This window comes from Hafnia sp., assembly GCF_036648275.1.
Lineage (GTDB): Bacteria > Pseudomonadota > Gammaproteobacteria > Enterobacterales > Enterobacteriaceae > Hafnia > Hafnia alvei.
On sequence record NZ_JAVXIQ010000001.1, the window covers coordinates 1 to 21,027 of the forward strand.

30 protein-coding genes are annotated in these 21,027 nt (G+C 48.8%); all 30 read left to right on the top strand.

Going from position 1 to position 21,027, the window contains the following annotated elements:
* The first annotated feature begins 107 nt into the window (after window positions 1–107).
* The 30 genes from RSC70_RS00005 to gpG all read left to right on the top strand — a co-directional run bounded on the left by RSC70_RS00005 (window position 108) and on the right by gpG (window position 21,016).
* On the top strand, window positions 108–605 hold the full coding sequence (locus RSC70_RS00005) for a YmfL family putative regulatory protein (RefSeq protein ID WP_211095765.1): 498 nt from the start codon (window positions 108–110) through the stop codon (window positions 603–605).
* Window positions 602–781: a hypothetical protein gene (locus RSC70_RS00010; RefSeq protein WP_332541234.1), complete on the top strand. Its 180-nt coding sequence runs from the start codon at window positions 602–604 to the stop codon at window positions 779–781. Before RSC70_RS00005 ends, RSC70_RS00010 begins: the two co-directional genes overlap by 4 nt.
* Complete coding sequence (locus tag RSC70_RS00015; RefSeq protein WP_332541235.1) at window positions 778–1,119, top strand: KilA-N domain-containing protein; 342 nt, start codon at window positions 778–780, stop codon at window positions 1,117–1,119. Before RSC70_RS00010 ends, RSC70_RS00015 begins: the two co-directional genes overlap by 4 nt.
* Before the next feature lie 2 nt (window positions 1,120–1,121).
* Complete coding sequence (locus RSC70_RS00020) at window positions 1,122–1,793, top strand: phage antirepressor KilAC domain-containing protein (protein ID WP_332541551.1); 672 nt, start codon at window positions 1,122–1,124, stop codon at window positions 1,791–1,793.
* 1 nt (window position 1,794) lies between these two features.
* Window positions 1,795–2,826: a conserved phage C-terminal domain-containing protein gene (locus tag RSC70_RS00025; protein ID WP_332541236.1), complete on the top strand. Its 1,032-nt coding sequence runs from the start codon at window positions 1,795–1,797 to the stop codon at window positions 2,824–2,826.
* Window positions 2,823–3,095: a PerC family transcriptional regulator gene (locus RSC70_RS00030; RefSeq protein ID WP_332541237.1), complete on the top strand. Its 273-nt coding sequence runs from the start codon at window positions 2,823–2,825 to the stop codon at window positions 3,093–3,095. The genes RSC70_RS00025 and RSC70_RS00030 overlap by 4 nt, the downstream gene beginning before the upstream one ends.
* A gap of 2 nt (window positions 3,096–3,097) precedes the next feature.
* Window positions 3,098–3,751, top strand: a complete 654-nt coding sequence (locus tag RSC70_RS00035; protein ID WP_332541553.1) for a phage N-6-adenine-methyltransferase — start codon at window positions 3,098–3,100, stop codon at window positions 3,749–3,751.
* Window positions 3,748–4,125, top strand: a complete 378-nt coding sequence (locus RSC70_RS00040; protein ID WP_332541238.1) for a RusA family crossover junction endodeoxyribonuclease — start codon at window positions 3,748–3,750, stop codon at window positions 4,123–4,125. The genes RSC70_RS00035 and RSC70_RS00040 overlap by 4 nt, the downstream gene beginning before the upstream one ends.
* 172 nt (window positions 4,126–4,297) lie before the next feature.
* Window positions 4,298–5,110: a KilA-N domain-containing protein gene (locus RSC70_RS00045; RefSeq protein WP_332541239.1), complete on the top strand. Its 813-nt coding sequence runs from the start codon at window positions 4,298–4,300 to the stop codon at window positions 5,108–5,110.
* A 10-nt stretch (window positions 5,111–5,120) separates the two neighbouring features.
* Window positions 5,121–6,119, top strand: coding sequence for a DUF968 domain-containing protein (locus tag RSC70_RS00050; protein WP_332541241.1), 999 nt, complete (start codon window positions 5,121–5,123; stop codon window positions 6,117–6,119).
* Between the two features lie 22 nt (window positions 6,120–6,141).
* Complete coding sequence (locus RSC70_RS00055) at window positions 6,142–6,837, top strand: bacteriophage antitermination protein Q (protein ID WP_332541242.1); 696 nt, start codon at window positions 6,142–6,144, stop codon at window positions 6,835–6,837.
* A gap of 138 nt (window positions 6,838–6,975) precedes the next feature.
* The gene (locus RSC70_RS00060) at window positions 6,976–7,173 is read left to right on the top strand and encodes a TrmB family transcriptional regulator (protein ID WP_130975665.1); all 198 of its coding nucleotides are present in this window, start codon (window positions 6,976–6,978) and stop codon (window positions 7,171–7,173) included.
* Between the two features lie 156 nt (window positions 7,174–7,329).
* A complete protein-coding gene (locus RSC70_RS00065) occupies window positions 7,330–8,379 on the top strand; it encodes a DNA-methyltransferase (RefSeq protein ID WP_332541245.1) in 1,050 nt (349 codons plus the stop codon).
* Between the two features lie 587 nt (window positions 8,380–8,966).
* On the top strand, window positions 8,967–9,335 hold the full coding sequence (locus RSC70_RS00070) for a phage holin family protein (protein WP_095661682.1): 369 nt from the start codon (window positions 8,967–8,969) through the stop codon (window positions 9,333–9,335).
* Window positions 9,332–9,610 carry a phage holin family protein gene (locus tag RSC70_RS00075; protein ID WP_095661683.1) on the top strand — a complete coding sequence of 93 codons (279 nt, stop codon included), beginning with the start codon at window positions 9,332–9,334 and terminating at the stop codon, window positions 9,608–9,610. Before RSC70_RS00070 ends, RSC70_RS00075 begins: the two co-directional genes overlap by 4 nt.
* Window positions 9,610–10,224 carry a glycoside hydrolase family 19 protein gene (locus tag RSC70_RS00080; RefSeq protein ID WP_332541247.1) on the top strand — a complete coding sequence of 205 codons (615 nt, stop codon included), beginning with the start codon at window positions 9,610–9,612 and terminating at the stop codon, window positions 10,222–10,224. The genes RSC70_RS00075 and RSC70_RS00080 overlap by 1 nt, the downstream gene beginning before the upstream one ends.
* A 54-nt stretch (window positions 10,225–10,278) precedes the next feature.
* Window positions 10,279–10,413 carry a hypothetical protein gene (locus tag RSC70_RS00085; protein WP_332541248.1) on the top strand — a complete coding sequence of 45 codons (135 nt, stop codon included), beginning with the start codon at window positions 10,279–10,281 and terminating at the stop codon, window positions 10,411–10,413.
* Between the two features lie 13 nt (window positions 10,414–10,426).
* Window positions 10,427–10,984, top strand: coding sequence for a hypothetical protein (locus tag RSC70_RS00090; RefSeq protein WP_332541249.1), 558 nt, complete (start codon window positions 10,427–10,429; stop codon window positions 10,982–10,984).
* A gap of 114 nt (window positions 10,985–11,098) precedes the next feature.
* On the top strand, window positions 11,099–11,566 hold the full coding sequence (locus tag RSC70_RS00095) for a hypothetical protein (protein ID WP_332541250.1): 468 nt from the start codon (window positions 11,099–11,101) through the stop codon (window positions 11,564–11,566).
* A 302-nt stretch (window positions 11,567–11,868) separates the two neighbouring features.
* Complete coding sequence (locus RSC70_RS00100; protein ID WP_095661687.1) at window positions 11,869–12,366, top strand: DUF1441 family protein; 498 nt, start codon at window positions 11,869–11,871, stop codon at window positions 12,364–12,366.
* Complete coding sequence (locus RSC70_RS00105) at window positions 12,366–14,471, top strand: phage terminase large subunit family protein (RefSeq protein WP_095661688.1); 2,106 nt, start codon at window positions 12,366–12,368, stop codon at window positions 14,469–14,471. The genes RSC70_RS00100 and RSC70_RS00105 overlap by 1 nt, the downstream gene beginning before the upstream one ends.
* On the top strand, window positions 14,468–14,683 hold the full coding sequence (locus RSC70_RS00110) for a hypothetical protein (protein ID WP_043491625.1): 216 nt from the start codon (window positions 14,468–14,470) through the stop codon (window positions 14,681–14,683). Before RSC70_RS00105 ends, RSC70_RS00110 begins: the two co-directional genes overlap by 4 nt.
* On the top strand, window positions 14,680–16,164 hold the full coding sequence (locus RSC70_RS00115; protein WP_043491627.1) for a phage portal protein: 1,485 nt from the start codon (window positions 14,680–14,682) through the stop codon (window positions 16,162–16,164). The genes RSC70_RS00110 and RSC70_RS00115 overlap by 4 nt, the downstream gene beginning before the upstream one ends.
* 7 nt (window positions 16,165–16,171) lie before the next feature.
* Window positions 16,172–18,154 (top strand): ClpP-like prohead protease/major capsid protein fusion protein, encoded by a 1,983-nt coding sequence (locus RSC70_RS00120; protein ID WP_332541554.1) that lies wholly within the window; start codon window positions 16,172–16,174, stop codon window positions 18,152–18,154.
* Between the two features lie 85 nt (window positions 18,155–18,239).
* Window positions 18,240–18,566, top strand: coding sequence for a DUF2190 family protein (locus RSC70_RS00125; RefSeq protein WP_332541251.1), 327 nt, complete (start codon window positions 18,240–18,242; stop codon window positions 18,564–18,566).
* The gene (locus tag RSC70_RS00130) at window positions 18,559–18,834 is read left to right on the top strand and encodes a hypothetical protein (RefSeq protein WP_043491631.1); all 276 of its coding nucleotides are present in this window, start codon (window positions 18,559–18,561) and stop codon (window positions 18,832–18,834) included. The genes RSC70_RS00125 and RSC70_RS00130 overlap by 8 nt, the downstream gene beginning before the upstream one ends.
* Window positions 18,835–18,838: 4 nt before the next feature.
* Window positions 18,839–19,417, top strand: a complete 579-nt coding sequence (locus RSC70_RS00135; protein WP_043491634.1) for a phage tail protein — start codon at window positions 18,839–18,841, stop codon at window positions 19,415–19,417.
* Entirely contained in the window at window positions 19,414–19,815 is a 402-nt protein-coding gene (locus RSC70_RS00140; protein ID WP_043491637.1) for a phage minor tail U family protein, read from the top strand. Before RSC70_RS00135 ends, RSC70_RS00140 begins: the two co-directional genes overlap by 4 nt.
* 9 nt (window positions 19,816–19,824) lie before the next feature.
* Window positions 19,825–20,562, top strand: coding sequence for a phage tail protein (locus RSC70_RS00145; protein ID WP_043491639.1), 738 nt, complete (start codon window positions 19,825–19,827; stop codon window positions 20,560–20,562).
* A 58-nt stretch (window positions 20,563–20,620) separates the two neighbouring features.
* The gene (gpG, locus tag RSC70_RS00150; protein ID WP_043491641.1) at window positions 20,621–21,016 is read left to right on the top strand and encodes a phage tail assembly chaperone G; all 396 of its coding nucleotides are present in this window, start codon (window positions 20,621–20,623) and stop codon (window positions 21,014–21,016) included.
* Window positions 21,017–21,027 lie beyond the last annotated feature (11 nt).

Sequence of the window (21,027 nt, forward strand, 5' to 3'; positions counted from 1 at the left end):
TATTTACCCTAAATCATAAGGGTATTGAGAGCGATTAAAACCACAAAAGAGAGACCAATACTGTGGACAACAAGAACTTTCCAGCCCCGACAGATATGACAGCAGCAATGCACAAGCTGATCACTTCAACACCGGGTGGGTATGAAGCGATGGCGCAACAGCTTTCGCACGACGGTACCCATAACGCGCTGAGTAACCGCGTTCGCCAGATCGGTGGGCAAATGGTGCCGTTCGGCATGGCTATTCAGTTGGAGGCCTTTTCCGGTCGCACGGATATTACCGAAGCTATGTGTAAGCGTGCTGGTGGTGTGTTCGTGAAACTGCCTGATGTGGATCAGGTCGGGAATGAAGAGCTGCTGCACAAATTTAACGACCTACTGGCGGCTCTGGGTGATTTTAGCCGAGCACATAACGAGTTCACCCATGATGGCGTGCTTGACCGAGAAGAAAGCAAACGCCTACGTGCCAAAGGTTATCGAGCACAGTCTTTGATAGCCGAGATTTGGGTGATTTCAGAAATGCTGTGGGGAGAGGGTGACGCCAAGAGTATGCAGCTCTTGGCGTCGGGTGCGACTAAATCAGTGTGTGGAGAAATAACCGCGTGAGCATTTTAACAACAAACAAACGAACTCCGCAATTCCGCTGCAAACCGGTACCCGGTGGGCGTAAGCCGATTGCGTTTCCGTATGCCGCTAAATTACAAGGTGAGTGGACTGACATCAACCACAGCTTTGTTGAGTGGACTGTGGGTGAACAACAAGCCGGTCGAGGTGTGGCATGAATAATCTAATCACTATTAACGGGGCAACAATCCGACAATACGAGCGTGAGCTTTATTGTGTTAATGATTTGCATAAAGCATCTGGTGGCGAAGAAAAGCATAAGCCTTTTAATTGGATGCGAGCTAAGTCCACTCAAACACTCATCAATAAGTTACCTAAACCGCGGCACGAAATTGTCTCGGTTGTCCGTGGCGGAACAACTCAGGGAACCTTTGTTTGTAAAGAGCTGGTTTTCGCTTATGCAATGTGGGTTAGCCCTGAGTTTTTCATAAGGGTGTTAGCTGAATGCCCAATGATTTTTTCTTTGCGTTCGAGCGCAGAGCAGGAGGGGTTATGAACATGGCTAACCTTTCTATATCTTCTGAAATAACCATGAGCAGCCGTGAAATTGCTGAGTTAGTTAAAAGCAAACACGGTGATGTTAAGCGTTCAGCCGAACGCCTAGTGGGTGCGGGTATTTTAACCGCGCCGTTGGCGCAGTTCGATTTTGAGCATAACGGGAATACATACCAGGAGTATCGGTTTAACAAGCGAGACTCGTTGATATTGGTTGCCCGTTTGTCTCCGTTGTTCACGGCGGCTGTCGTTGACCGCTGGCAAGAGCTGGAAAATAGCACTCCAGCGCTTCCTCAATCATTACCAGAAGCGTTGCGCCTTGCTGCTGATATGGCAGAACAGAAAGCCGCGCTCGAGTACAAGGTTCAGCAGGATGCGCCGAAGGTGGCGTTTGTCGATCATTTCGTTGATGCCGCTGGTGCTAAGAGCCTGCGTGAAAGCGCCAAGATTCTGCGCATGGCTGAAAAGTCGATGATAGAGGCGCTATTGCGTGACAAGGTTCCGTTTCGTCAGTCTCGCAACTTATTGCCATCCTCAATCCACCAGCGTAACGGCTTATTCTGCGTGAAAACCGGCACATCTGAGTTTGGTCATGCTTTTACTCAAACCCGCGTAACGCCGCTGGGCCTGCAATGGCTTGCCGATCGTTACGCCTCTGAGCTGATGGTGGACTGATATGAGCCTACTTTTACCATCTCGCCCTCTCATAGTGCTTTCAGACCTAGCGGAACGCATCGGACTAAACGAGGCCATCGTACTTCAACAGGTCCAATACTGGCTGACTGAGACAAACTCAGGTATTGAGCATGAAGGCCGTCGCTGGGTATATAACTCAATCAGAGAGTGGCACAAGCAGTTTAAATTCTGGAATGAGAAAACAGTAAGCCGCACGTTTACTTCTCTAGAAAAACAAGGGCTTATCACTGGCGAAAAGCTATCCAAAGATAAGCGTGACCAAACGAAATACTACGCTATTAACTACGATCATGCGGCGCTAGATGATGCCGAAATTATCAACAATTCCATTGGGACAAAATGTCCAACTCCATTAGGACAAAATGTCCAAATGCAAAAGGACAAAGTGACCTCATGCAATGGGACAAAATCGGGGGATTCCATTGGGACAAATTGTCCTAATGTTCTTACAGAGATCACTACAAAGAGTACTCAAGAGATCACATCAGATAAAAACACTTTGGGCAGTTCGGCTGCGCCGACCGACCCAGAGGTAGAAATTACTGATAAAGCGATTCAGGTACTCAAACATCTGAATCAAGTGACCGCCTCGCGGTACCAGAATTGCAAATCCTCACTCGAGAACATTCGAGCCCGCCTGCGTGATGGTTTCACCACTGATGAGCTGATTTTGGTTGTTGATTTCAGCGTCGAGCGCTGGGGAAGTAATCTAGATATGGCGCCGAACCTGAACCCGACCACGTTGTTCCGTCCGGGAAAATTCCCGACCTACCTGAGTTCAGCAACCAACTGGTCCAAGGCTAGCCGTCCACCTCGAGCCCAATGGTCAACAGCAAATCAAGCCAAGCCGAAAGGCTACGTTGATATGGACTTTTCGAAGCAGGATTACTCATCGATCCCTACCGGTTTTAGAAACGGTTATTCAAGCGAACAGTCTCGAGAACAAGCAGCACCGGTGGACAGAAGCGATTTACCAAAATGGCTCGTAGAGCGTACGGGAGGTGCAGTGTGAAAAAACAAACCATGCCAGTAATTCGCCGCCACCGTCCGGCACTCGTTCACCTTCATCAGGAAAGAGCTAGACGTTGCGAAGCGTCAAAACAGTGGCGCCGCGCTGAATATGAATGGTCCCGAGTCATTGAGAATTGCGGTACCGAAGAAGATATGGAACACGCAGTGAAATGCCGCAACCAGTGCTCAATTCATTGCCGTGCAACGTATGTAACAGCTGATCCGCGAATGGATTTTGAAACGGTTGTCCGCTTGGAGGTGCTGTCGTGAATATGGTCATCAACCAATACTGCGCCGATTTAGCCGCACAACGTGCAGAGCCTGAACACTACCTAAAAGACGTTGGCGATCAGTGGCGTACTCCAGATTCATTGTTTTGGGGTATTAACGCTATGTTCGGGCCAATCACTCTCGATCTGTTTGCTGATGCTGATAATGCCAAGTGTGACGCGTACTACACCGCTGAAGATAACGCACTTACTCAGGACTGGTCAGAATGTCTAAAAGAGCTAGGCGGTGCGGCATACGCAAACCCACCCTACAGCCGGGCGAAAGAGTATGAAGGGCAATATGTCACAGGCATGCGCCACATTATCGATCATGCGATGGGCATGCGTGAGAAGGGCGGTCGTTACATCTTCTTGATTAAAGCGGCAACCAGCGAAGTGTGGTGGCCAGAAGAAGCCGATCATGTTGCTTTCATTCGTGGGCGTATTGGCTTTGATCTGCCTGTGTGGTTTAAGCCTGCTGATGAGAAGCAAAAGCCGACCGGTGCATTCTTTGCTGGTGCGGTGGTCATTCTGGATAACCAATGGCGTGGCCCAGCAATCAGTTATGTAACCCGCGATGATCTAATCACTCGGGGCGATGCATTTCTTGCGCAGGTTCGTCGTATGGCTGAAAAGCTGGTGGGGGTAGCTGCGTGAAGTTAATCCTACCATTTCCACCGAGCGTAAATGGTTACTGGCGCGCCCCGAACAAGGGCGCTTCAATCGGTAAGCATCTAGTGAGCGAACGTGGGCGTAAATATCAGGCTGAAACATACGCGATGGTCATCGAGCAACTACGCCGTAAGCCGAAGGCGATTACTGAGAACGTTTCTGTTTCCGTTGTGCTGTCCCCACCAACGAAGGCGCGCCGCGATCTGGATAACTATTTCAAGGCTCTGTTTGATGCGCTAACAAAAGCAAATGTATGGGCTGACGATAGCCAGATAAAAGAGCTTTCAGCTAAGTGGGGGCCTGTTGTTAAAGGTGGTCGTGTTGAGTTGGTGATCGATGGGGTGACGGCATGCGCATGATCTGCTGGATAAAATGCCAGTTCTTAGGTGACATCATGATTAATAAGCAATATATTGAACGGGCTCGGTCTATTCATGCAGGAATAGATGGCATGAGTAGAACAACGGTTGGCTCCGGTTTTTATGCAGAAAATCGAGCGGAGCCTTGTGACAACATGTGTGGAGAAAGAAAATGAATCAGTTGATTGCTATCGACGGCTTTGCCGTATGCCAAGATAATTCCGGCCGTTATTGCCTTAACGACCTTCATCGTGCAGCTGGTGGCGAAAACCGTCATCGCCCTAAGTACTGGCTAGCTCAAGTTCAGACGCAAGAGCTTGTTCAAGAACTAACCAAGGGCGAGATCCCGCCTTTGATTGGAAACCAGCCTGTTAGTGTTATTCATGGTGGTGATAATCCCGGCACCTATGTGTGCAAAGAGCTTGTTTACTCCTATGCCATGTGGATTAGCGCCGCTTTTAATTTGAAAGTTATACGCACGTTTGACGCAATCCAAACCTCTCAATCAGCAACTACAGCAGAAGATAAGATTAAAGCGGGTATTCTGATCCTTGAATCTGCAGCTAAGATGCTTAACCTCTCCAATTCTTCCAAGTTAGCTGGATACCAAACTCTGCAACAATTTGCCGGTATACCGCAGCTTATGCCTGCGTATGCTATAGATGCCCCTGCGGATGCTGTTGATGGTTCCAGTCTCCCCACAAAAGCGCTAAGCGCAATCCTCAAAGAAAACAATATCCCCGTCTCGCCCCGTAAAGCCTACCTACGATTACAGCAACTGGGGATCGTAGAACGTAAACAGCGCCCTAGTAGTTCAGCAAAAGCCAAAAATGGTATGCGTGAATTTTGGAGTGTGACAACCAAAGGCCTTGTGTATGGCAAGAATGTCACTAGTCCACAAAATCCTCGTGAAACTCAGCCACATTTTTTTGACTCAAAAATTAAAGACTTGGTCGAATTGATGATGACAGCTAACGCGGCATAGGTGGTACTTAATGAGATTGTTACTGACTGCTTTTCCTCAGTCAGACTTGGGCGTGGTTTTACTGCGCCCCGGTACCGGTCTGATGCACCATTTCAAACCGCTACAGCGTTTATACATTTCCGATGAGCCAAAGGCGCTGCGTGAGCTACCAACGGGTGAAGTTCCTGCCGAACATCAGACACTAGCCGCAGATCCGCGCCTGTCTGCTTTCTGGGCTAATGATCGCGTTTATCGAGCAGTTGGTGGGCTGGATAGTTTGCTCACATGGCTGGATAGGAAGGATGAATGCCAGTGGCATGCGGATTGGCACCATAAAGAGCTAGTCACAACGCCGTACGAGGGCGGTGCGGTTCGGCTGTGTTGGAGTTGTGACAATCGTACACATACGCATTTTACTGAAGCCATGATGTCGATTGCTATGCAGAACAGGATTGAATGCTTACTTGAGGCCATTCGCATCAAACTGGATTTGAGTGAAGGGCGAGAGATTTCATTTGCTGAGGTGTGCTGGTGGGCGACGCTTAACGGCGTAGCTGACCTTCTTCCTGCGTACGCTATTACTGGGATGGAACTCCCCACCATCGGAGGCACAACGAAAGAGGCGGATATTAACCCGTGGGAGCCAGATCCATTCTCTATTGTTGCCGAGCTGGTGGAGCAGGTAAAACCCATTATCAAGCTTGCGGGTGATGAGGCACCACCAGCGAGCTTTATGTTGAAACCTAAACTGGCACGCTGGGAGTGTGAGAAGTACACGCGGTGGGTAAAAACGCAAAAGTGCTGCGGTTGCAGTAAACCAGCTGACGATCCGCATCATGTGATTAATCACGGCTTGGGCGGCATGGGAACCAAAACGCATGACCTGTTCGTGTTGCCGCTATGCAGGCGGTGCCACGACAAGTTGCACAAGGATGTTGGGGCGTGGGAGCAGGAACACGGGGATCAGCGATTCCTATTGATTGAATTTTTAAATTACGCGCTGGGTGTTGGCGCAATTTTCAAAGCGTAAAGTGTGTGGGGAGCGCTGAGTAATGAGAACTTGTAACTTAGAATATGTTCGTGAGCGCTTAAATCTGGCGTTGGCGGATTATGGAAGCAGAACAAAAGGGCAGCTTGATGCGTTTCAGGGGGCTGCGTTAATCAATACAACACGATACAAGCGTAGGCCAGCGGTCGAGGTTGGTGGTCAGTATCGGCAATCTGACCCTGTAGCATGTTCAGAGACACGCGGTGGCAAGAGGCCAAAGCCACCGATCGAGGAAATAACATTCTGCCTCAGCTCTTGGCGCCGAGCTGTATTTGAGTTGGAAGGCCACCAGCGTGCATGGGTTTATTACTGTTATGCGCATAATCTTGAATACGATTATCAAGTTCAGATCACCACCCATGTTTGGGAGGAGTATAAAAAAACCTTAGCAGGTAAACGGATCACTAAAAAAGTGACGGCACGTATAGCGAGGCTTGTATGGCTGGCAGTACAGCAACATGCACATAGCTGTGGTGGAGTTCTAGGCAAGAATTATTCCGCGACTGAGTTGGCTAAGCTAATGGGCATTGAGTTGAATAATTGGTCAACTAATTATGCTATCCACTGGCGAGGCATATTGATGGTTTGCCATAGCCTTGATAATACTTCTCTACATGACACGATCGAGACAAGATCGGCTAACAAGCCTAACTTTAATTACGTGATGCTTGCAAAAATGAATAAATTGAGCGATATTTAACGTTAATTTGGTATGTTGCCAAAATTACATGTAAACCCGCCTAGTGCGGGTTTTTTTGTGTCTTTTTCAAGAATGAGTTGCTGTTGGCATTGGACAGAGTTACTAGTGTTGTAACGCAACGAAAAAAGAGAAAAAGACATGCTAAATCAGAATGATATGACGCAAGAAGCATCGGTAGTGCTTGCTTGTTTGAGTCGTTTAAGTTGGTGGTCTGCGGCTTACCTTGGCGGCTTGTTAAAGATTAGCGAAGCGCGCTGCCAGTTTATTTTGACTCAGTTGGCGATGGCTGGTTTAGTTGAAGAAGATAAGACAGAGAACAAATTCAAACGCTGCTAGCTTTGCTGGTGGCTTCTAAGCTGTGAAATGGGCGGCTGGGTTGTGTTGTAGCACTTCCCAGCCATGCACCCGTTGTATGAGTCACGGGCGCAACAAGGCCCACCGCTTGTGTGCACAAAGCGGATCTGAGCCTATCAAAAAAGGCCCAAAACATCCATGAAAAATACTGTGAATTTAAACAGTATCAATCTTGTAAACGCTGATTCACTCGAATTTATTAAAACCCTTCCTGATAATTGCATAGACCTCATAGCAACCGATCCACCTTATTTTAAAGTTAAACCGAATGGGTGGGACAATCAGTGGCGCGGTGATAGTGACTATTTGCAATGGCTTGATCAATGCCTTGCCGAGTTCTACAGAGTATTAAAGCCTGCTGGCAGCTTGTACCTGTTTTGTGGCCATAGGCTGGCATCGGACATTGAAATACTTATGCGGCAGCGCTTTAACGTGCTGAACCATATTATCTGGGCTAAGCCATCAGGCCGCTGGAATGGCTGCAATAAAGAAAGCCTACGGGCGTATTTCCCGGCAACTGAGCGCGTGTTATTTGCTGAACATTACCAAGGCCCATGTAAGCCCAAGCAGGACGGCTACGCGGTTAAATGTACCGAGCTTAAACAGAACGTCCTCATGCCGCTGATCGATTATTTCCGTGATGCGCGAAACGCGCTGGGCGTATCGAGTAAAGAGATACACGCGGCAACCGGCAAGCAAATGGCCTCACACTGGTTTACTGAAAGTCAGTGGCAGCTACCGAGCGAGCAGGACTATTTAAAGCTGCAGGCGTTGTTTGAACGTATAGCGAAAGAAAAGCACCAGCGTAATGAACTAAGCGATCCACACCACCAGCTTGTTGCGGAATATAGAGCGCTGTCGCGGCGTTACATTGAGTTGTCGCAAGAGTTTAAGGCATTACGCCGTCCGTTCTCTGTTTCTGCGCTTGTGCCGTTTACTGACGTTTGGACGTATAAGCCAGTCCAGTTCTATCCGGGCAAACATCCATGTGAAAAGCCTGCTGAAATGATGCGTGACATTATCGCGGCAAGCAGCAAGCCCGGTGACGTTGTGGCTGATTTCTTTATGGGTTCGGGTTCAACCATTAAGCAGGCCATAAAGATGGGGTGTTATGTAATAGGGGTAGAGTTGGAGAAGGAGCGTTTTAAACAGACCGAGGAAGAAGTATTAGCGTTAACTAATAACTGAAAAATCTGAAATAGCGGCCTAATATTGTATGGGTTGCCATTATAAGATACGGTTTGAAGTGTCGCGGCGGCGGGTTGTTTTGTGAGAGAAGTGATCTTAGTTAGTCGCCACGGCATTCAGTACATCACTCAGCGAAGAAGGGATAGCCCGGAGCGTTTGATGTACTGCACAATCGCATGAGCCATCTCTTTGTAGCATCGAATACAGGTGCGTGTCTTTCAACTTAGAGGGATGGCTCAGTCGATTGTGGTGTTTGCACTACTGTGAAGGTAATGGCTGGCGGGATTAGTTCACGAGCTCCTAGAAAAACCACCCGGTATCAGGTTGACCAGCGCCTAAGTGATACCACCGGGATAAGTACCGGGCACCACAATTCTTTATAGCTTGCTACTGTTGAAGATCTGACACGCTAGACGTTCGGAGATAAGCGCCGAAGCATCAAGCCATAAATCATATATAGAGGCTACCTTCGGGTGGCCTTTTTCATATCTAGCGCCCAGCCAACAATCATCCACACATTAAACACCTTCTAGCTGAGAGTGGTTACGGCTGGGCGCTATTCCTTAAATCAAAATGGAGTAATCCCAATGTCTGAGCCGTTAATCGGCACCGGAACAGCCTCGGCTGCGTTAACTGGCGTCACATTTGTAGGATTGCTATCTGGTGTTGATGCTGGCGTTGTAATTGGCGCATTTGCTGGTGCTGTGGTTTTCGTGTTGTCCGCTACTGAATTCCCTATCTGGAAGCGTCTCGTATTCTTCGGGATTTCATTTGTGCTAGGTGTTCTAACTGCGGGTTTTGCTGCGTCGATGATCAGCACTGTTACACCGGATTCCGTTGTAGTTGAGAAGTCTATAGGTGCGCTGGTGGCTTCTGCCACAGTTGTGCGGATCTTAATGGTTATTATCTCAAGGTCTAGTAACCCCACGTTGAACTTCAAAGGGGGTGGCAAATGACACTCCAGATTATATTGCTTCACATTAATGCGTTGGCCTGCGGCCTGATAGCCTTGCGTTTAATGCTCTTTAATCGTCAGGGAGCAAAGCATAAGTGGTTGGGCGCTATTGGGGCTTACGTCCTCATAGTTGCAGCAGCGTCGGTCCCCATTCGGATCATCACTGGCACATATATCTCGGCTGATATTTCGGAAACGCTGATTAATATCATGTTCTGCGGTCTGGTTCTTAGGGCGCGGGGCAACTTCATGCAGTTATTCAGGAACCCTATCTAATGATTCTCGAACAGTTTCAAAAGGCGGCTGATATTAGCGCCGGATTAGCTGCGCGCTGGTTTCCGCACATCGATGCAGCAATGAAAGAATTTGGTATTACGGCGGCAACCGATAAGGCGATGCTTATTGCTCAGGTCGGCCATGAGTCGGGCGGTTTCCGGCAGGTTGTTGAGTCACTGAATTACACACCAGGAGCGCTGTTAGCTGTGTTTGGTAAGCGTATTACTCAACAGCAAGCCAATGCTCTCGGGCGAACGACAGCGCAATCTGCTCGACAAGATGCGATCGCCAATCTTGTTTATGCCAACCGCTTAGGTAATAAAGCTTCGGGTGATGGTTGGAAGTACCGAGGCCGTGGCCTTATCCAGATTACCGGGCTTGATAACTATCGCGCATGCGGCGCCGCGTTAAAGCTTGATTTGGTGACTAATCCAGAGCTGCTCGAGTTAGATCTACAAGCTGCGCGCTCAGCTGCATGGTTCTACACATCAAAAGGCTGCATGGCCTATGGTGCTGATGTTTACCGTGTGACGCAGATTATCAACGGCGGTTTGAATGGTATCGATGATCGCAAGGTGCGTTACAACAAAGCGCGGGCGGCGCTGTTGGTATGAAAATAAAATTTGAGTATTCCACAGCGCACTTTGCCGATGATTTGAAGCCGTCTCATGGGCCACAGAAATGGCCGTGGTGGCGTTTATTTGCAATTGCCGTTGTTCGTCAGGATATTCCTCGACCATCGACAGGCCGAAGAATGTGGCTTTATACGCGCTGGGGCGCTGGATATGTGGGATTTTATCTAGTCAGGCGAAGAGTATGAATATAAATTTCAGTTGGCGAATGATGGCAATAGGTCTGTTGCTTGTGGCGTTGGTCGCTGCTGGGAAAATAGCTAGCCATTATCGCGATAAATACCAAGAACAAACAAAAGCAACTGAGCGTCTGCAGGGGGAGGTTGATGGGCAAGCCTCGATCATTGCTGGGCAGTCTTTGCAGTTCAACCGCTTCAATCAGATAGCGTCGGCAGCGGGTCAGTATGGCGTGACAGTCCAAGCCAGAGCGCAGGAGAAAGAAATTGAATACCGCAGGATTATTGAGAAAGAGCCGACCTGTGATCTGCTTATCCCTGCTGATATTGCTAGCGGGTTGCTCGAGTACACGCACCGTCTACGTGCCACAGCCTTGCACACCAATACCAGCGACGTTAACTCAGATGGTAGTGCCACCGTTGCCACCAGCTCGATAACGTATTGTCAGGCTGTTCTGTGGATTAGGCCGCTATTAGCAACTATCGATCAAGCTAATAACAAATTATCAAGTATTGATAATTTAGAGTACGTGCGTCATTTAAAACAGGTGGGTGCCAGTGAGTAAGAAAATCTTTTGCTAATCGATTCGTTAATCGCTATTAATCAAGTTATAGAAGTTTGGTACATAATTGCTGATAATCGCCATCACTCAAATTAGTAATGTTAATAAGGTGAGAAGATGGACGCAGATATTATTTCATTTGAATCTCTTCTTGCTGCTCAAGAGGCAGCAAGATGGTCTCTATGGACAATGATTGGTGGGTGGGTATCAGGGCTAGCAACTACAGTTGCTTGTTTTATAGCTTTACGAAGCACTAATTCTTGGCGCGAACAAGAGAAGTATAAACGTATTATTTTGTTAAAAGAGTCTATATTTTCATACAAATCAACCCTTTACTATGTCCCGAATGATTTTAAACCATCACCGGAATTTAAAGATATAGCATTTCAATTGCAGGGTGCCTTGGATGCTATACACAAGCAATGTCTATTGCTCGGGTATGATGAGATGCCTAATAATGAGATATGGAAAGCGTTTTTTGAACTGTTTGCGTTGCACAGTGAATTACTTCAAGGAAATATTAAAGCCAAAGTATTAGTTGAAGCCATCTCAAAACTTTCACTACTGGTCAAGACTAAACAGTAGAATTAACCACGTTAATAATATTTAGTTAATAGGTGGTGTTTTCAAGGATTCAATGAAGCACTGAAAACAATGTCACAAAATTGCCATCATTCAAATGATAATCATTCAATTATAAAATAATCCCCATTATCGAAAAGGTACTCCCGAGAGGGGTCTTTGCCACGGGGCGGCGACCTCGCGGAAAACGCCTCATTTTTGGATTTTGATCTGCCATCACCACTACCTCAACATTTTGAAAATAATAGCTAAATTATTTTTCAGTGGTGAATGTGACTGTTTTTTGTTCATCACTGGAGTGGAGAATGGATAAAGAGTTAACAAATCTCACGCTCAATATCAGCCAACTTGCAGCACTTTCGGATGTTCATCGCCAAACAGTGACGGCGCGTCTAAAGAATGTGGCAACTTCTGGTGGGAATGAATCAAACCTTAAGCTCTATAAATTAACGTCGGTTCTCTCTGAACTGATGAAGATGCCAACGCCGGTTTCAGGTGATGACATGGCGCCGCAGGATCGCAAAGCTTGGTACCAGTCAGAACGTGAGCGGCTCAAATTCGAACAAGAGATAGGGGAGTTACTCCCCGCAAGTGATGTGGCACGGGAAATGGCGTCTATGGCCAAGGCGATGATCCAAGGTCTGGAAACCTTACCGGATATTCTTGAGCGTGATTGCGCGATGACACCATCAGCGGTGCTACGTGTTCAAAACATCATAGACGATATGCGTGATCAGATTGCCCAAAAAGTGGCTGATGCTGACACCTCAATGCCAGAGGAGGGAGAGCCAGAGGAGGCGTGATGGCGTCGCAGGTTACAGCCAGCGTATTACGTAAAAACACCTATGGATTACTGAGTGCGCCTCGGCGCATGCCTGTCGCGGATGCTGTTGCTCGGTATATGCGTGTCCCCGTTGGGGCGGGTAACTCAGTACCTTGGGACCCGATGGTTGCGCCCTATATTGTAGAACCAATGAACTGCCTTGCCTCACGTGAATATGATGCGGTGATATTCGTTGGCCCTGCGCGAACTGGTAAAACAATCGGACTCATTGATGGGTGGGTTGTCTATAACGTAGTTTGCGATCCTTCGGACATGCTGGTTATCCAGATGACGCAGGACAAAGCGCAAGAGCATTCTAAAAAACGTCTTGCCCGAACATTTCGCTGCAGTCCAGAAGTGACTAAATGCTTAAGCCCACGCCGCAACGATAATAATGTTTACGATCGCGTGTTCCTCAACGGTAGCTACTTAAAGTTGGGTTGGCCATCGATCAATGTCATGTCCTCATCGGACTTTAAATGCGTGGCGCTAACGGATTATGACCGTTTCCCCGAGGATATTGATGGAGAGGGGGATGGTTTTTCTCTGGCATCAAAACGCACGACAACCTTTATGTCCGCGGGTATGACGCTGGTGGAAAGCTCTCCCGGCAGAGAAATAACCGATCTGAAGTGGAAACGAACATCGATACATGAAGCACCACCAACGACAGGTATTTTATCTCTCTATAACCGAGGTGATCGCCGTCGCTGGTATTGGCCTTGTCCTCATTGTGGTGAGTATTTCCAGCCAGCCATGAGCTCAATGAATGGCTACCGTGATAATCCCGATCCTGTCGTTGCCAGTGAATCAGCTTTTTTGCTTTGCCCTCATTGCGAGGGACATATTTTGCCCGCACAAAAACGCGAGTTAAATAATCTCGGGATATGGCTGATTGAAGGGCAGCGTATTGATCGGCATGGCGTGATTTCTGGCGAGGCGCGTCGATCACGTATCGCATCGTTTTGGATGGAAGGACCCGCCGCGGCTTATCAAACATGGGCGCAACTGGTCTATAAATTACTGACTGCTGAGCAGGAGTATGAGCGAACAGGCAGTGAGGAAACGCTTAAGGCGGTTATTAATACGGACTGGGGATTGCCTTACGCACCACGCTCTAGCACCGAACAGCGTAAAGGAGAAAGCCTTAAGGCCCGCGCTGAGGAAGTGGCTAAGCGGACGGTGCCACCAGGAGTACGGTTTCTTGTGGCCACAGTCGATGTGCAGGGTGGTAAACACCGCCGCTTTGTTGTGCAGGTTATAGGTTATGGTGCTCATGGTGAACGGTGGGTGATTGATCGATTCAATATCAAGCAGTCAATGCGTGCCGGGCCAAACGGCGAGAGCCTCCCCATTGACCCCGCAGGCTATCTCGAGGATTGGGATTTATTACGTACTGATGTACTTGATAGAACGTGGCCCTTAGCGGCTGATCCCACAAGTCATTTGCCGGTGTTGGCGATGGCAGTGGATAGCGGTGGTGAGGATGGCGTAACGGGTAACGCATATGACTTTTGGCGCCAGTGTCGTCGTGATGGGGTGCATAAAAAAGTCTATCTCTTTAAAGGGGCGAGCCAGTCAAACGGTAAGATCATCAGCAAAACACTGCCTGATAATACCGACCGACCGAATCGTCGTGCAGAGGCCCGCGGGGATGTGCCTCTTTATCTCTTACAAACGAATGCCCTCAAAGATCGAATCAATAACGCGCTATCGCGTGAAACGGTAGGGGCTAATTACATACATTTTCCTGAGTGGCTGGGTGAATGGTTCTATGACGAGCTGACCTATGAGGAGCGAAGTCCAGACGGAAAATGGACGAAACCGGGCAAGGGGGCTAATGAAGCCTTCGACCTCATGGTGTATGCCCATGCATTGGTTATGTTGCGCGGGTACGAAAGGATAAATTGGGAAAAACCACCTCCTTGGGCGCGATCACTTGATGAATCCACACCTGTATTATCGCCTCGCCCCGCTCAGACTAAAACATCCGAAGTATCAACTCATAAGACAACACAATCACAGACTCAGCATGAGGCTACGGCCTCGGCGTGGGCGCCATCGACGACAGGAGGCTGGTTATGAATCAGACCGATATTGAAGACATGATCCAGTGTTATCTGGAAGCCGAGAAAACATTACTACAGGGGAAGTCGATCACCTTTAATGGACAGTCGATGACGATGGAGAACCTCGGCGAAATTCAGAAAGGCCGAATGTCTTGGGAGCGTCGTCTTGTGCAGTATCAAGCCAGCCAACGGGGACGGTCATCACATAAACTGGCGAGGTTTGTATGAGCCTATTAGATGAAGCCATTGGTTTAGTATCACCGGGCTGGAAAGCGGCACGTCTTAAATCTCGGGCGATGATCCGGGCGTATGAAGCCGTTACTCCGACAAGAACGCACCGTGCTAAACGTGAAAACCGCAATGCCAATCAGCTGACCCAATCAGGGGGGCGCTCGTTACGTGAGCAGGCTCGATGGCTCGATTGTAACCATGACTTGGTGATTGGTCTGTTGGATAAACTGGAGGAACGTATTGTTGGTGCCCGCGGAATCATTGTAGACCCTCAACCCATTTTAAAAACGGGTTTGGTTGCCGATGAGTTAGCGAAAGACATTCGTGCGGCTTGGGCGGAGTGGTCTGTTGCGCCGGATGTTACAGGGCAGTTTACGCGCCCCGTGCTAGAGCGGTTGATGGCACGCACGTGGTTACGTGATGGTGAGGTGTTTGGGCAAATGGTGAGCGGGGCTGCAGCAGGGCTAAATCCTACGGGCAACGTTCCCTTTTGGATCGAAGCATTAGAGCCTGATTTTATCCCGCTTGAGCTAAATGACGAGGGTAAGGGGATTTGTCAGGGTGTTGCGCTCAATGAGTGGGGGCGTCCGACAAAATACGTTGTGTATAAAACATTAACTCGTTTGGGCAGCGCGCAGGGAAACACGAAAGAAATCGCCGCAGACAGCATGGTTCATCTGAAGTTTATGCGTCGGTTGCACCAAATTCGTGGCAATAGTTTGCTCGCTGGGGTGCTGATGCGTCTAAGTGCACTCAAAGAGTATGAGGATGCTGAACTGACTGCAGCGCGTATTGCGGCGGCTTTGGGCATGTTTGTTAAGAAAGGCGATCCCCAAACCTACGGTGATAACGAAGGTTCAGGCTCATCAGATGGTCCTCGAGAATTAGATATCCAGCCGGGCATGCTTTTTGATGGGCTACAGCCCGGCGAAGATATTGGCATGATTAAATCCGACCGGCCAAATCCCAACCTAGAAACTTTCCGTAATGGCCAACTGCGAGCGGTTGCAGCCGGTAGCCGTGGAAGCTTTTCCAGTATTGCCCGTAACTACAACGGGACTTACAGCTCACAGCGCCAAGAGCTGGTGGAATCGTTTGAGGGCTACAGCATTTTGCAAGATGCATTTATCGCGGCGGTGAGTCGCCCGATTTACCGCAATTGGCTTCAAATGGCGATCACATCAGGTGTGATTAATGTCCCCCTCGATGTGGATAGGGAGACTCTTTTCAATGCGGTATACAGCGGGCCGGTGATGCCGTGGATTGATCCGTTGAAAGAGGCTAATTCGTGGCGGGTGCTTTTACGTGGCGGTGCAGCCACGGAGGGCGATTGGGTTCGGGCTCGGGGGGCAAATCCGGGCGATGTTAAACGCCGCCGCAAGGCCGAAATTGATGAAAACGCCACCTTAGGACTGAAATTTGACACAGACCCGGCGAACGATAAAGGGGAAGGCAGTGAGCAAAAAACAAAAAAATAGTGTGTTTATGACTCCGCGAGCGGCTGCGAACGGGGAGAAAAACTGGTTTCGAATGAAAGCCAGTGGAGAACGGTCTGCTGATATTTATATCTTTGATGAGATCGGTTATTGGGGAGTGAGTGCGCGGCAGTTTGCTAGCACATTGAAAGCGCTGGGCGAGTTAGACCATATCAACTTACATATTCACTCGCCGGGTGGAGATGTGTTTGATGGCATTGCCATTTACAACTTACTTAACAGCCACCCTGCGAGCAAAACGGTCTATATCGATGGGCTGGCCGCATCGATGGCTTCAGTTATTGCGATGGTCGGTAACCCTATCATCATGCCTGAAAATGCGATGATGATGATCCACAAGCCGTGGGGCATTACGGGGGGCGATGCGGATGATATGCGTGATTACGCCGATCTCCTTGATAAGGTCGAAACGGTGCTTATCCCCGCATATGCCAAGAAAACCGGCAAGACTACTGACGAATTAGCCGACATGCTGAGCGCTGAAACATGGCTTTCTGGACGAGAGTGTGTGGAGCATGGTTTTGCTGATCAACTGACAACATCTGTGCAGGCAATGGCTTGCATTCATTCAAAACGTATTGAGGATTTTGATTCCATGCCTAATTCATTAAAGAATATGATTATTGCGCCAAAGGCCCAAGCCCCCGTATCAACACCACAGGCAGCTCCGACTGCTGCGCCAGCCACGGTTGATGAGAACGCTATCCGCGCTCAGGCGCGAGAAGAACAAAAACAGCGCATTAATGGTATTAAAGACCTGTTTGCGATGTTTGGCGGTAAGCATCAAACCCTGCAGGCATCCTGTATTGAGGATATCGAATGTTCTGTCGAGCAAGCGAAAGATAAACTGCTTGCTGAATTGGGCAAAGATGCGACGCCATCAAATAAGAACACGCCTCATAACCTTATTCATGCGAGTAACGGTAATTTCACCGGTGACGGTATTCGTCAGGCGATTATGGCGCGTGCAGGCTATGAAGAACGTCAGAATGATAACGTCTACAACGGTATGACATTGCGTGAATATGCACGTATGTCACTGACTGAGCGCGGTATTGGCGTGTCCTCGTTGAATCCTGTTCAAATGGTGGGGCTGGCGCTAACCCACAGTACATCGGATTTTGGCAATATCCTGCTCGATGTCGCGAATAAGTCGATCTTGCAAGGGTGGGAAGAGGCGGAGGAAACCTTCGAGATCTGGACTAAAAAAGGGCAGTTGTCGGACTTTAAAACCGCTCATCGTGTAGGTTTAGGGGGCTTCCCTTCCCTGCGAAAGGTTCGAGAGGGGGCAGAGTATAAATACATCACAACCAAAGATCGTGGTGAGTCAATTGCCTTGGCAACCTACGGTGAAATTTTCTCAATTACGCGTCAGGCACTGATTAACGATGATCTAAACCAGTTAACTGATGTCCCGATGAAAATGGGCCGAGCAGCGAAGGCGACCATTGGCGATCTGGTTTATGAAATTCTTACGGCGAACGCCGTGCTGTCTGATGGTAAAAAACTCTTCAGTCCAGACCACAAGAACGTAAGCACTGGGGCGATTGATGTCGCTAATTTGGACAAAGCCCGCTTGTTGATGCGAACCCAAAAAGAAGGTGATCGAAGCCTTAATATCCGTCCAGCATTTATGCTGGTACCAACAGCGCTAGAAACACTCGCTAATCAGACGATTAAGTCTGTAAGCGTCAAAGGTGCTGATATCAACGCGGGGATCATCAACCCAATCCAGAACTTTGCAACCGTCATCAGTGAAGCCCGTCTGGATGATAAAGATGCAGCCGCATGGTATCTGGCGGCGGCTAAAGGGACGGATACGATTGAGGTTGCTTATCTTAATGGTGTGGATGTGCCCTATATCGATCAGCAAGAAGGCTTTAATACTGACGGGATTGCCACTAAGGTCCGTATTGATGCCGGTGTAGCTCCGTTAGATCATCGCGGTTTGGTGTATTCAAGCGGCAAATAACATTCCACACATGTGATGTGAACAGCCCTAACGGGCTTTTTTTATACCTAAAATCCGGCCCCATTGGGGCCGTGGAGCAAAGAGTATGGCTACGAATTTTGTGCAAGATGGCAATGTGATCGAGGTTGTTAATGGTAACGCCGACCTAATTTCCAGCGGTGAACCTATCGTAATTGGCGATATTGTCGGTGTGGCAATTACTGATATTCCCGTGGGAGATGCAGGGGCCGCAATGGTAAGCGGTGTCTTTTTGCTACCAAAATTAGCGGCAGACGTGATCCCTATGGGGAAAAAAGTGGCGCTAAAAGATGGGAAAATTCAATTGGACGCTACTGATGCGGTGGCCGCAGGTATTGCATGGGAGGCTGCTGATAAAAATAGCGTCATGATTGAAGTGAAACTCAATGGCTAGCCCGTTTGTGCAGCTCACGGCAAAAATGGATCGTGTGACCGCTGAACGCTTTGGCAAAGCGGTCACCATCAATGGGCAGTCTTATACGGCCGTTGAGTCTCATCTATTGCCTGAAATGGGCCCTGTGCAGGGGGATGGTGTTTCATTAGTGGTTTTTTCATTGGCATATTCACCACGCCGCAACGACAACGTGGTGGTGGATGATGGGTCCTATATCGTCACCCGTCATCAGCTCTTTAATGGAAAACCTCAGATTTGGCTGGAGTAGCGCTATGTCAGTTAAAGGGCTTGAACAGGCGATCCTAAATCTGAATAGCTTGAGTCGGATAATGGTGCCCACGGCAACGGCGCAGGCCGTCAATCGTGTGGCCGCGCGAGCCATTAGTCACAGCACGCGTAAGGTAGCAAAAGAAGCGCGAGTGGATGACAACCGGCGAAAGGGGCTCCCTGTCAAATTGGTCAGGCAGCGAGCTCGATTAAGGAAGGCCAAACCGGATCGTCCAATTGCGTCGATCAAAATAAATCGAGGCAACCTTCCGGCGATTAAATTAGGCGCTGCGCGTGTGCGTCTCTCTCGTCGCAGAGAGGCCAAACACGGTAAGGGCAGCGTACTTAAAGTGGGGCCCTACACCTTTCGCAATGCTTTTATTCAGCAACTAGCTAATGGCCGCTGGCAAGTGATGCGCCGTGTTGGGCGTGCCCGTTATCCCATTGATGTGGTGAAGGTCCCCCTGTCTGGGCCGTTGACCGAAGCATTTATGGCATCGTCGTCACAACTTATCGATAGCGACATGCCAAAAGAGTTGGCCTCGGCGCTGAAAAATCAACTGAGACTACATATCAAACGATGAGCAAACATACCCAGATCCGTCAGGCCGTAACGTCACAGCTTCAACGTGAAATTACTGAGCCAGTGACATGGTTTGATGGGCGCCCTGCCTTTCTTGATGAGCAAGATCTTCCCGCTGTTGCCGTTTATCTCTCTGATGCGGAATACACCGGAGACACCTTGGATGAGGATAGTTGGCAAGCAGCGTTACATGTTGAGGTGTTTCTTAAATCGGCCCAGCCAGACAGTGCGCTAGATAGCTGGATGGAGTCGCACATTTATCCCGCACTGTCCAATATCCCAACGCTCGATACCCTGATTGAGACGATGACCCCCCAAGGTTATGACTACCAACGTGATGAGGAGATGGCGACGTGGGGCTCGGTTGATCTGACTTATCTTCTCACTTATTCAATGTAAGGATGTTATATGACAACACCTAACCCACTGGCACCGGTAAAAGGTGCGGGTACCACGCTATGGCTCTATACCGGCAAGGGTGACCCTTATGGAAACCCGTTAAGCGATGCTGATTGGTCGCGTTTGGCGAAAATTAAAGATCTTCAACCCGGCGAAATGACCGCCGAATCCTATGATGATACCTATCTCGATGATGAAAACGCCGATTGGAGCAGCACGGCGCAAGGAGAGAAATCTGCTGGGGATACCAGTTTTACCCTCGCGTGGAAACCCGGAGAGAGTGGCCAACAAGGGTTGGTTGAATGGTTTACTGAAGGGGATGTTCGTGGCTATAAAATCAAATATCCCAACGGTGCGGTTGATGTGTTCCGTGGTTGGATTAGTAGCCTAGGCAAAGCGATCCCAGCGAAAGAAGTCATTACCCGTACGGTAAAAGTTACCAACTCAGGCAAGCCGTCACTGGCTGAAGATTTACGCACACCGGCAGTCCCTGTCACTGGGGTAACCGTCACCCCTGCGACCGGCAATATTGCGGTTGGCGCCTCTGAAAGTGTCACGTTCGCGATTCAGCCAGACAATGCCACGGATAACACTTTGCGGGTTGCATCATCAGATCTAAAAACGGCGACCGTCGTGGTAAAGGATAAGGTTGCTACGGTCACGGGTGTTAAGGCGGGAAAAGTCGAAATTATCGGCATGACGAATGATGGTCAACATGTGGCCATAGCAACGTTTACCGTGGCGTAACTTCTCTCTATTTCATTTCAATGGCCCCTGACTGGGGCCTTTTTTATAGGTATTTGTCATGTTTTTGAAAAAAGAAACGTTTAAGTACAACGGCCAGTCTGTCGTATTGCACCAAATCTCGGCATTACAGCGCGTGGAGTATTTTGATTATTTAGCCTCGAAAGAAGCCATTAGCGATGAGGGAAGCGAAAGTTTACGTCATACAGCGCAGCTTGTGCGTCTTAATGTGGATGTAAATGCATGGCTGATTTCTCGCTCGTTATCCCATGAAACACCAGAGTGCGATGAAAATGAGCTTCACCAAACTATCCAAAAAACATGGCCTAGCGAAGCAATTAACGAAGCGGTGGAAATAGTGCTAGCGCTTAGCGGCATGCATCCCAAGTCAGCAGACGAGGCTGCTCCCTCGCCTGATACCGTTGAGCCGGTAGAGGAAAAGCCGCTGGCAAAATAGCGGCCCGCGAG

What these genes read in the sequence shown, in the direction of transcription:
- RSC70_RS00105 (WP_095661688.1), top strand. Translation starts at nt 12,366, where the DNA reads ATGGCGTCGCAGGTTACAGCCAGCGTATTACGTAAAAACACCTATGGA.
- RSC70_RS00095 (WP_332541250.1), top strand. Translation starts at nt 11,099, where the DNA reads ATGGACGCAGATATTATTTCATTTGAATCTCTTCTTGCTGCTCAAGAG.
- RSC70_RS00035 (WP_332541553.1), top strand. Translation starts at nt 3,098, where the DNA reads ATGGTCATCAACCAATACTGCGCCGATTTAGCCGCACAACGTGCAGAG.
- RSC70_RS00075 (WP_095661683.1), top strand. Translation starts at nt 9,332, where the DNA reads ATGACACTCCAGATTATATTGCTTCACATTAATGCGTTGGCCTGCGGC.
- RSC70_RS00050 (WP_332541241.1), top strand. Translation starts at nt 5,121, where the DNA reads ATGAGATTGTTACTGACTGCTTTTCCTCAGTCAGACTTGGGCGTGGTT.
- RSC70_RS00015 (WP_332541235.1), top strand. Translation starts at nt 778, where the DNA reads ATGAATAATCTAATCACTATTAACGGGGCAACAATCCGACAATACGAG.
- RSC70_RS00080 (WP_332541247.1), top strand. Translation starts at nt 9,610, where the DNA reads ATGATTCTCGAACAGTTTCAAAAGGCGGCTGATATTAGCGCCGGATTA.
- RSC70_RS00070 (WP_095661682.1), top strand. Translation starts at nt 8,967, where the DNA reads ATGTCTGAGCCGTTAATCGGCACCGGAACAGCCTCGGCTGCGTTAACT.
- RSC70_RS00115 (WP_043491627.1), top strand. Translation starts at nt 14,680, where the DNA reads ATGAGCCTATTAGATGAAGCCATTGGTTTAGTATCACCGGGCTGGAAA.
- RSC70_RS00060 (WP_130975665.1), top strand. Translation starts at nt 6,976, where the DNA reads ATGCTAAATCAGAATGATATGACGCAAGAAGCATCGGTAGTGCTTGCT.
- RSC70_RS00025 (WP_332541236.1), top strand. Translation starts at nt 1,795, where the DNA reads ATGAGCCTACTTTTACCATCTCGCCCTCTCATAGTGCTTTCAGACCTA.
- RSC70_RS00065 (WP_332541245.1), top strand. Translation starts at nt 7,330, where the DNA reads ATGAAAAATACTGTGAATTTAAACAGTATCAATCTTGTAAACGCTGAT.
- RSC70_RS00090 (WP_332541249.1), top strand. Translation starts at nt 10,427, where the DNA reads ATGAATATAAATTTCAGTTGGCGAATGATGGCAATAGGTCTGTTGCTT.
- RSC70_RS00130 (WP_043491631.1), top strand. Translation starts at nt 18,559, where the DNA reads ATGGCTAGCCCGTTTGTGCAGCTCACGGCAAAAATGGATCGTGTGACC.
- RSC70_RS00110 (WP_043491625.1), top strand. Translation starts at nt 14,468, where the DNA reads ATGAATCAGACCGATATTGAAGACATGATCCAGTGTTATCTGGAAGCC.
- RSC70_RS00005 (WP_211095765.1), top strand. Translation starts at nt 108, where the DNA reads ATGCACAAGCTGATCACTTCAACACCGGGTGGGTATGAAGCGATGGCG.
- RSC70_RS00055 (WP_332541242.1), top strand. Translation starts at nt 6,142, where the DNA reads ATGAGAACTTGTAACTTAGAATATGTTCGTGAGCGCTTAAATCTGGCG.
- RSC70_RS00135 (WP_043491634.1), top strand. Translation starts at nt 18,839, where the DNA reads ATGTCAGTTAAAGGGCTTGAACAGGCGATCCTAAATCTGAATAGCTTG.
- RSC70_RS00100 (WP_095661687.1), top strand. Translation starts at nt 11,869, where the DNA reads ATGGATAAAGAGTTAACAAATCTCACGCTCAATATCAGCCAACTTGCA.
- RSC70_RS00145 (WP_043491639.1), top strand. Translation starts at nt 19,825, where the DNA reads ATGACAACACCTAACCCACTGGCACCGGTAAAAGGTGCGGGTACCACG.
- gpG (WP_043491641.1), top strand. Translation starts at nt 20,621, where the DNA reads ATGTTTTTGAAAAAAGAAACGTTTAAGTACAACGGCCAGTCTGTCGTA.
- RSC70_RS00045 (WP_332541239.1), top strand. Translation starts at nt 4,298, where the DNA reads ATGAATCAGTTGATTGCTATCGACGGCTTTGCCGTATGCCAAGATAAT.
- RSC70_RS00120 (WP_332541554.1), top strand. Translation starts at nt 16,172, where the DNA reads ATGACTCCGCGAGCGGCTGCGAACGGGGAGAAAAACTGGTTTCGAATG.
- RSC70_RS00085 (WP_332541248.1), top strand. Translation starts at nt 10,279, where the DNA reads ATGGGCCACAGAAATGGCCGTGGTGGCGTTTATTTGCAATTGCCGTTG.
- RSC70_RS00125 (WP_332541251.1), top strand. Translation starts at nt 18,240, where the DNA reads ATGGCTACGAATTTTGTGCAAGATGGCAATGTGATCGAGGTTGTTAAT.
- RSC70_RS00020 (WP_332541551.1), top strand. Translation starts at nt 1,122, where the DNA reads ATGGCTAACCTTTCTATATCTTCTGAAATAACCATGAGCAGCCGTGAA.
- RSC70_RS00140 (WP_043491637.1), top strand. Translation starts at nt 19,414, where the DNA reads ATGAGCAAACATACCCAGATCCGTCAGGCCGTAACGTCACAGCTTCAA.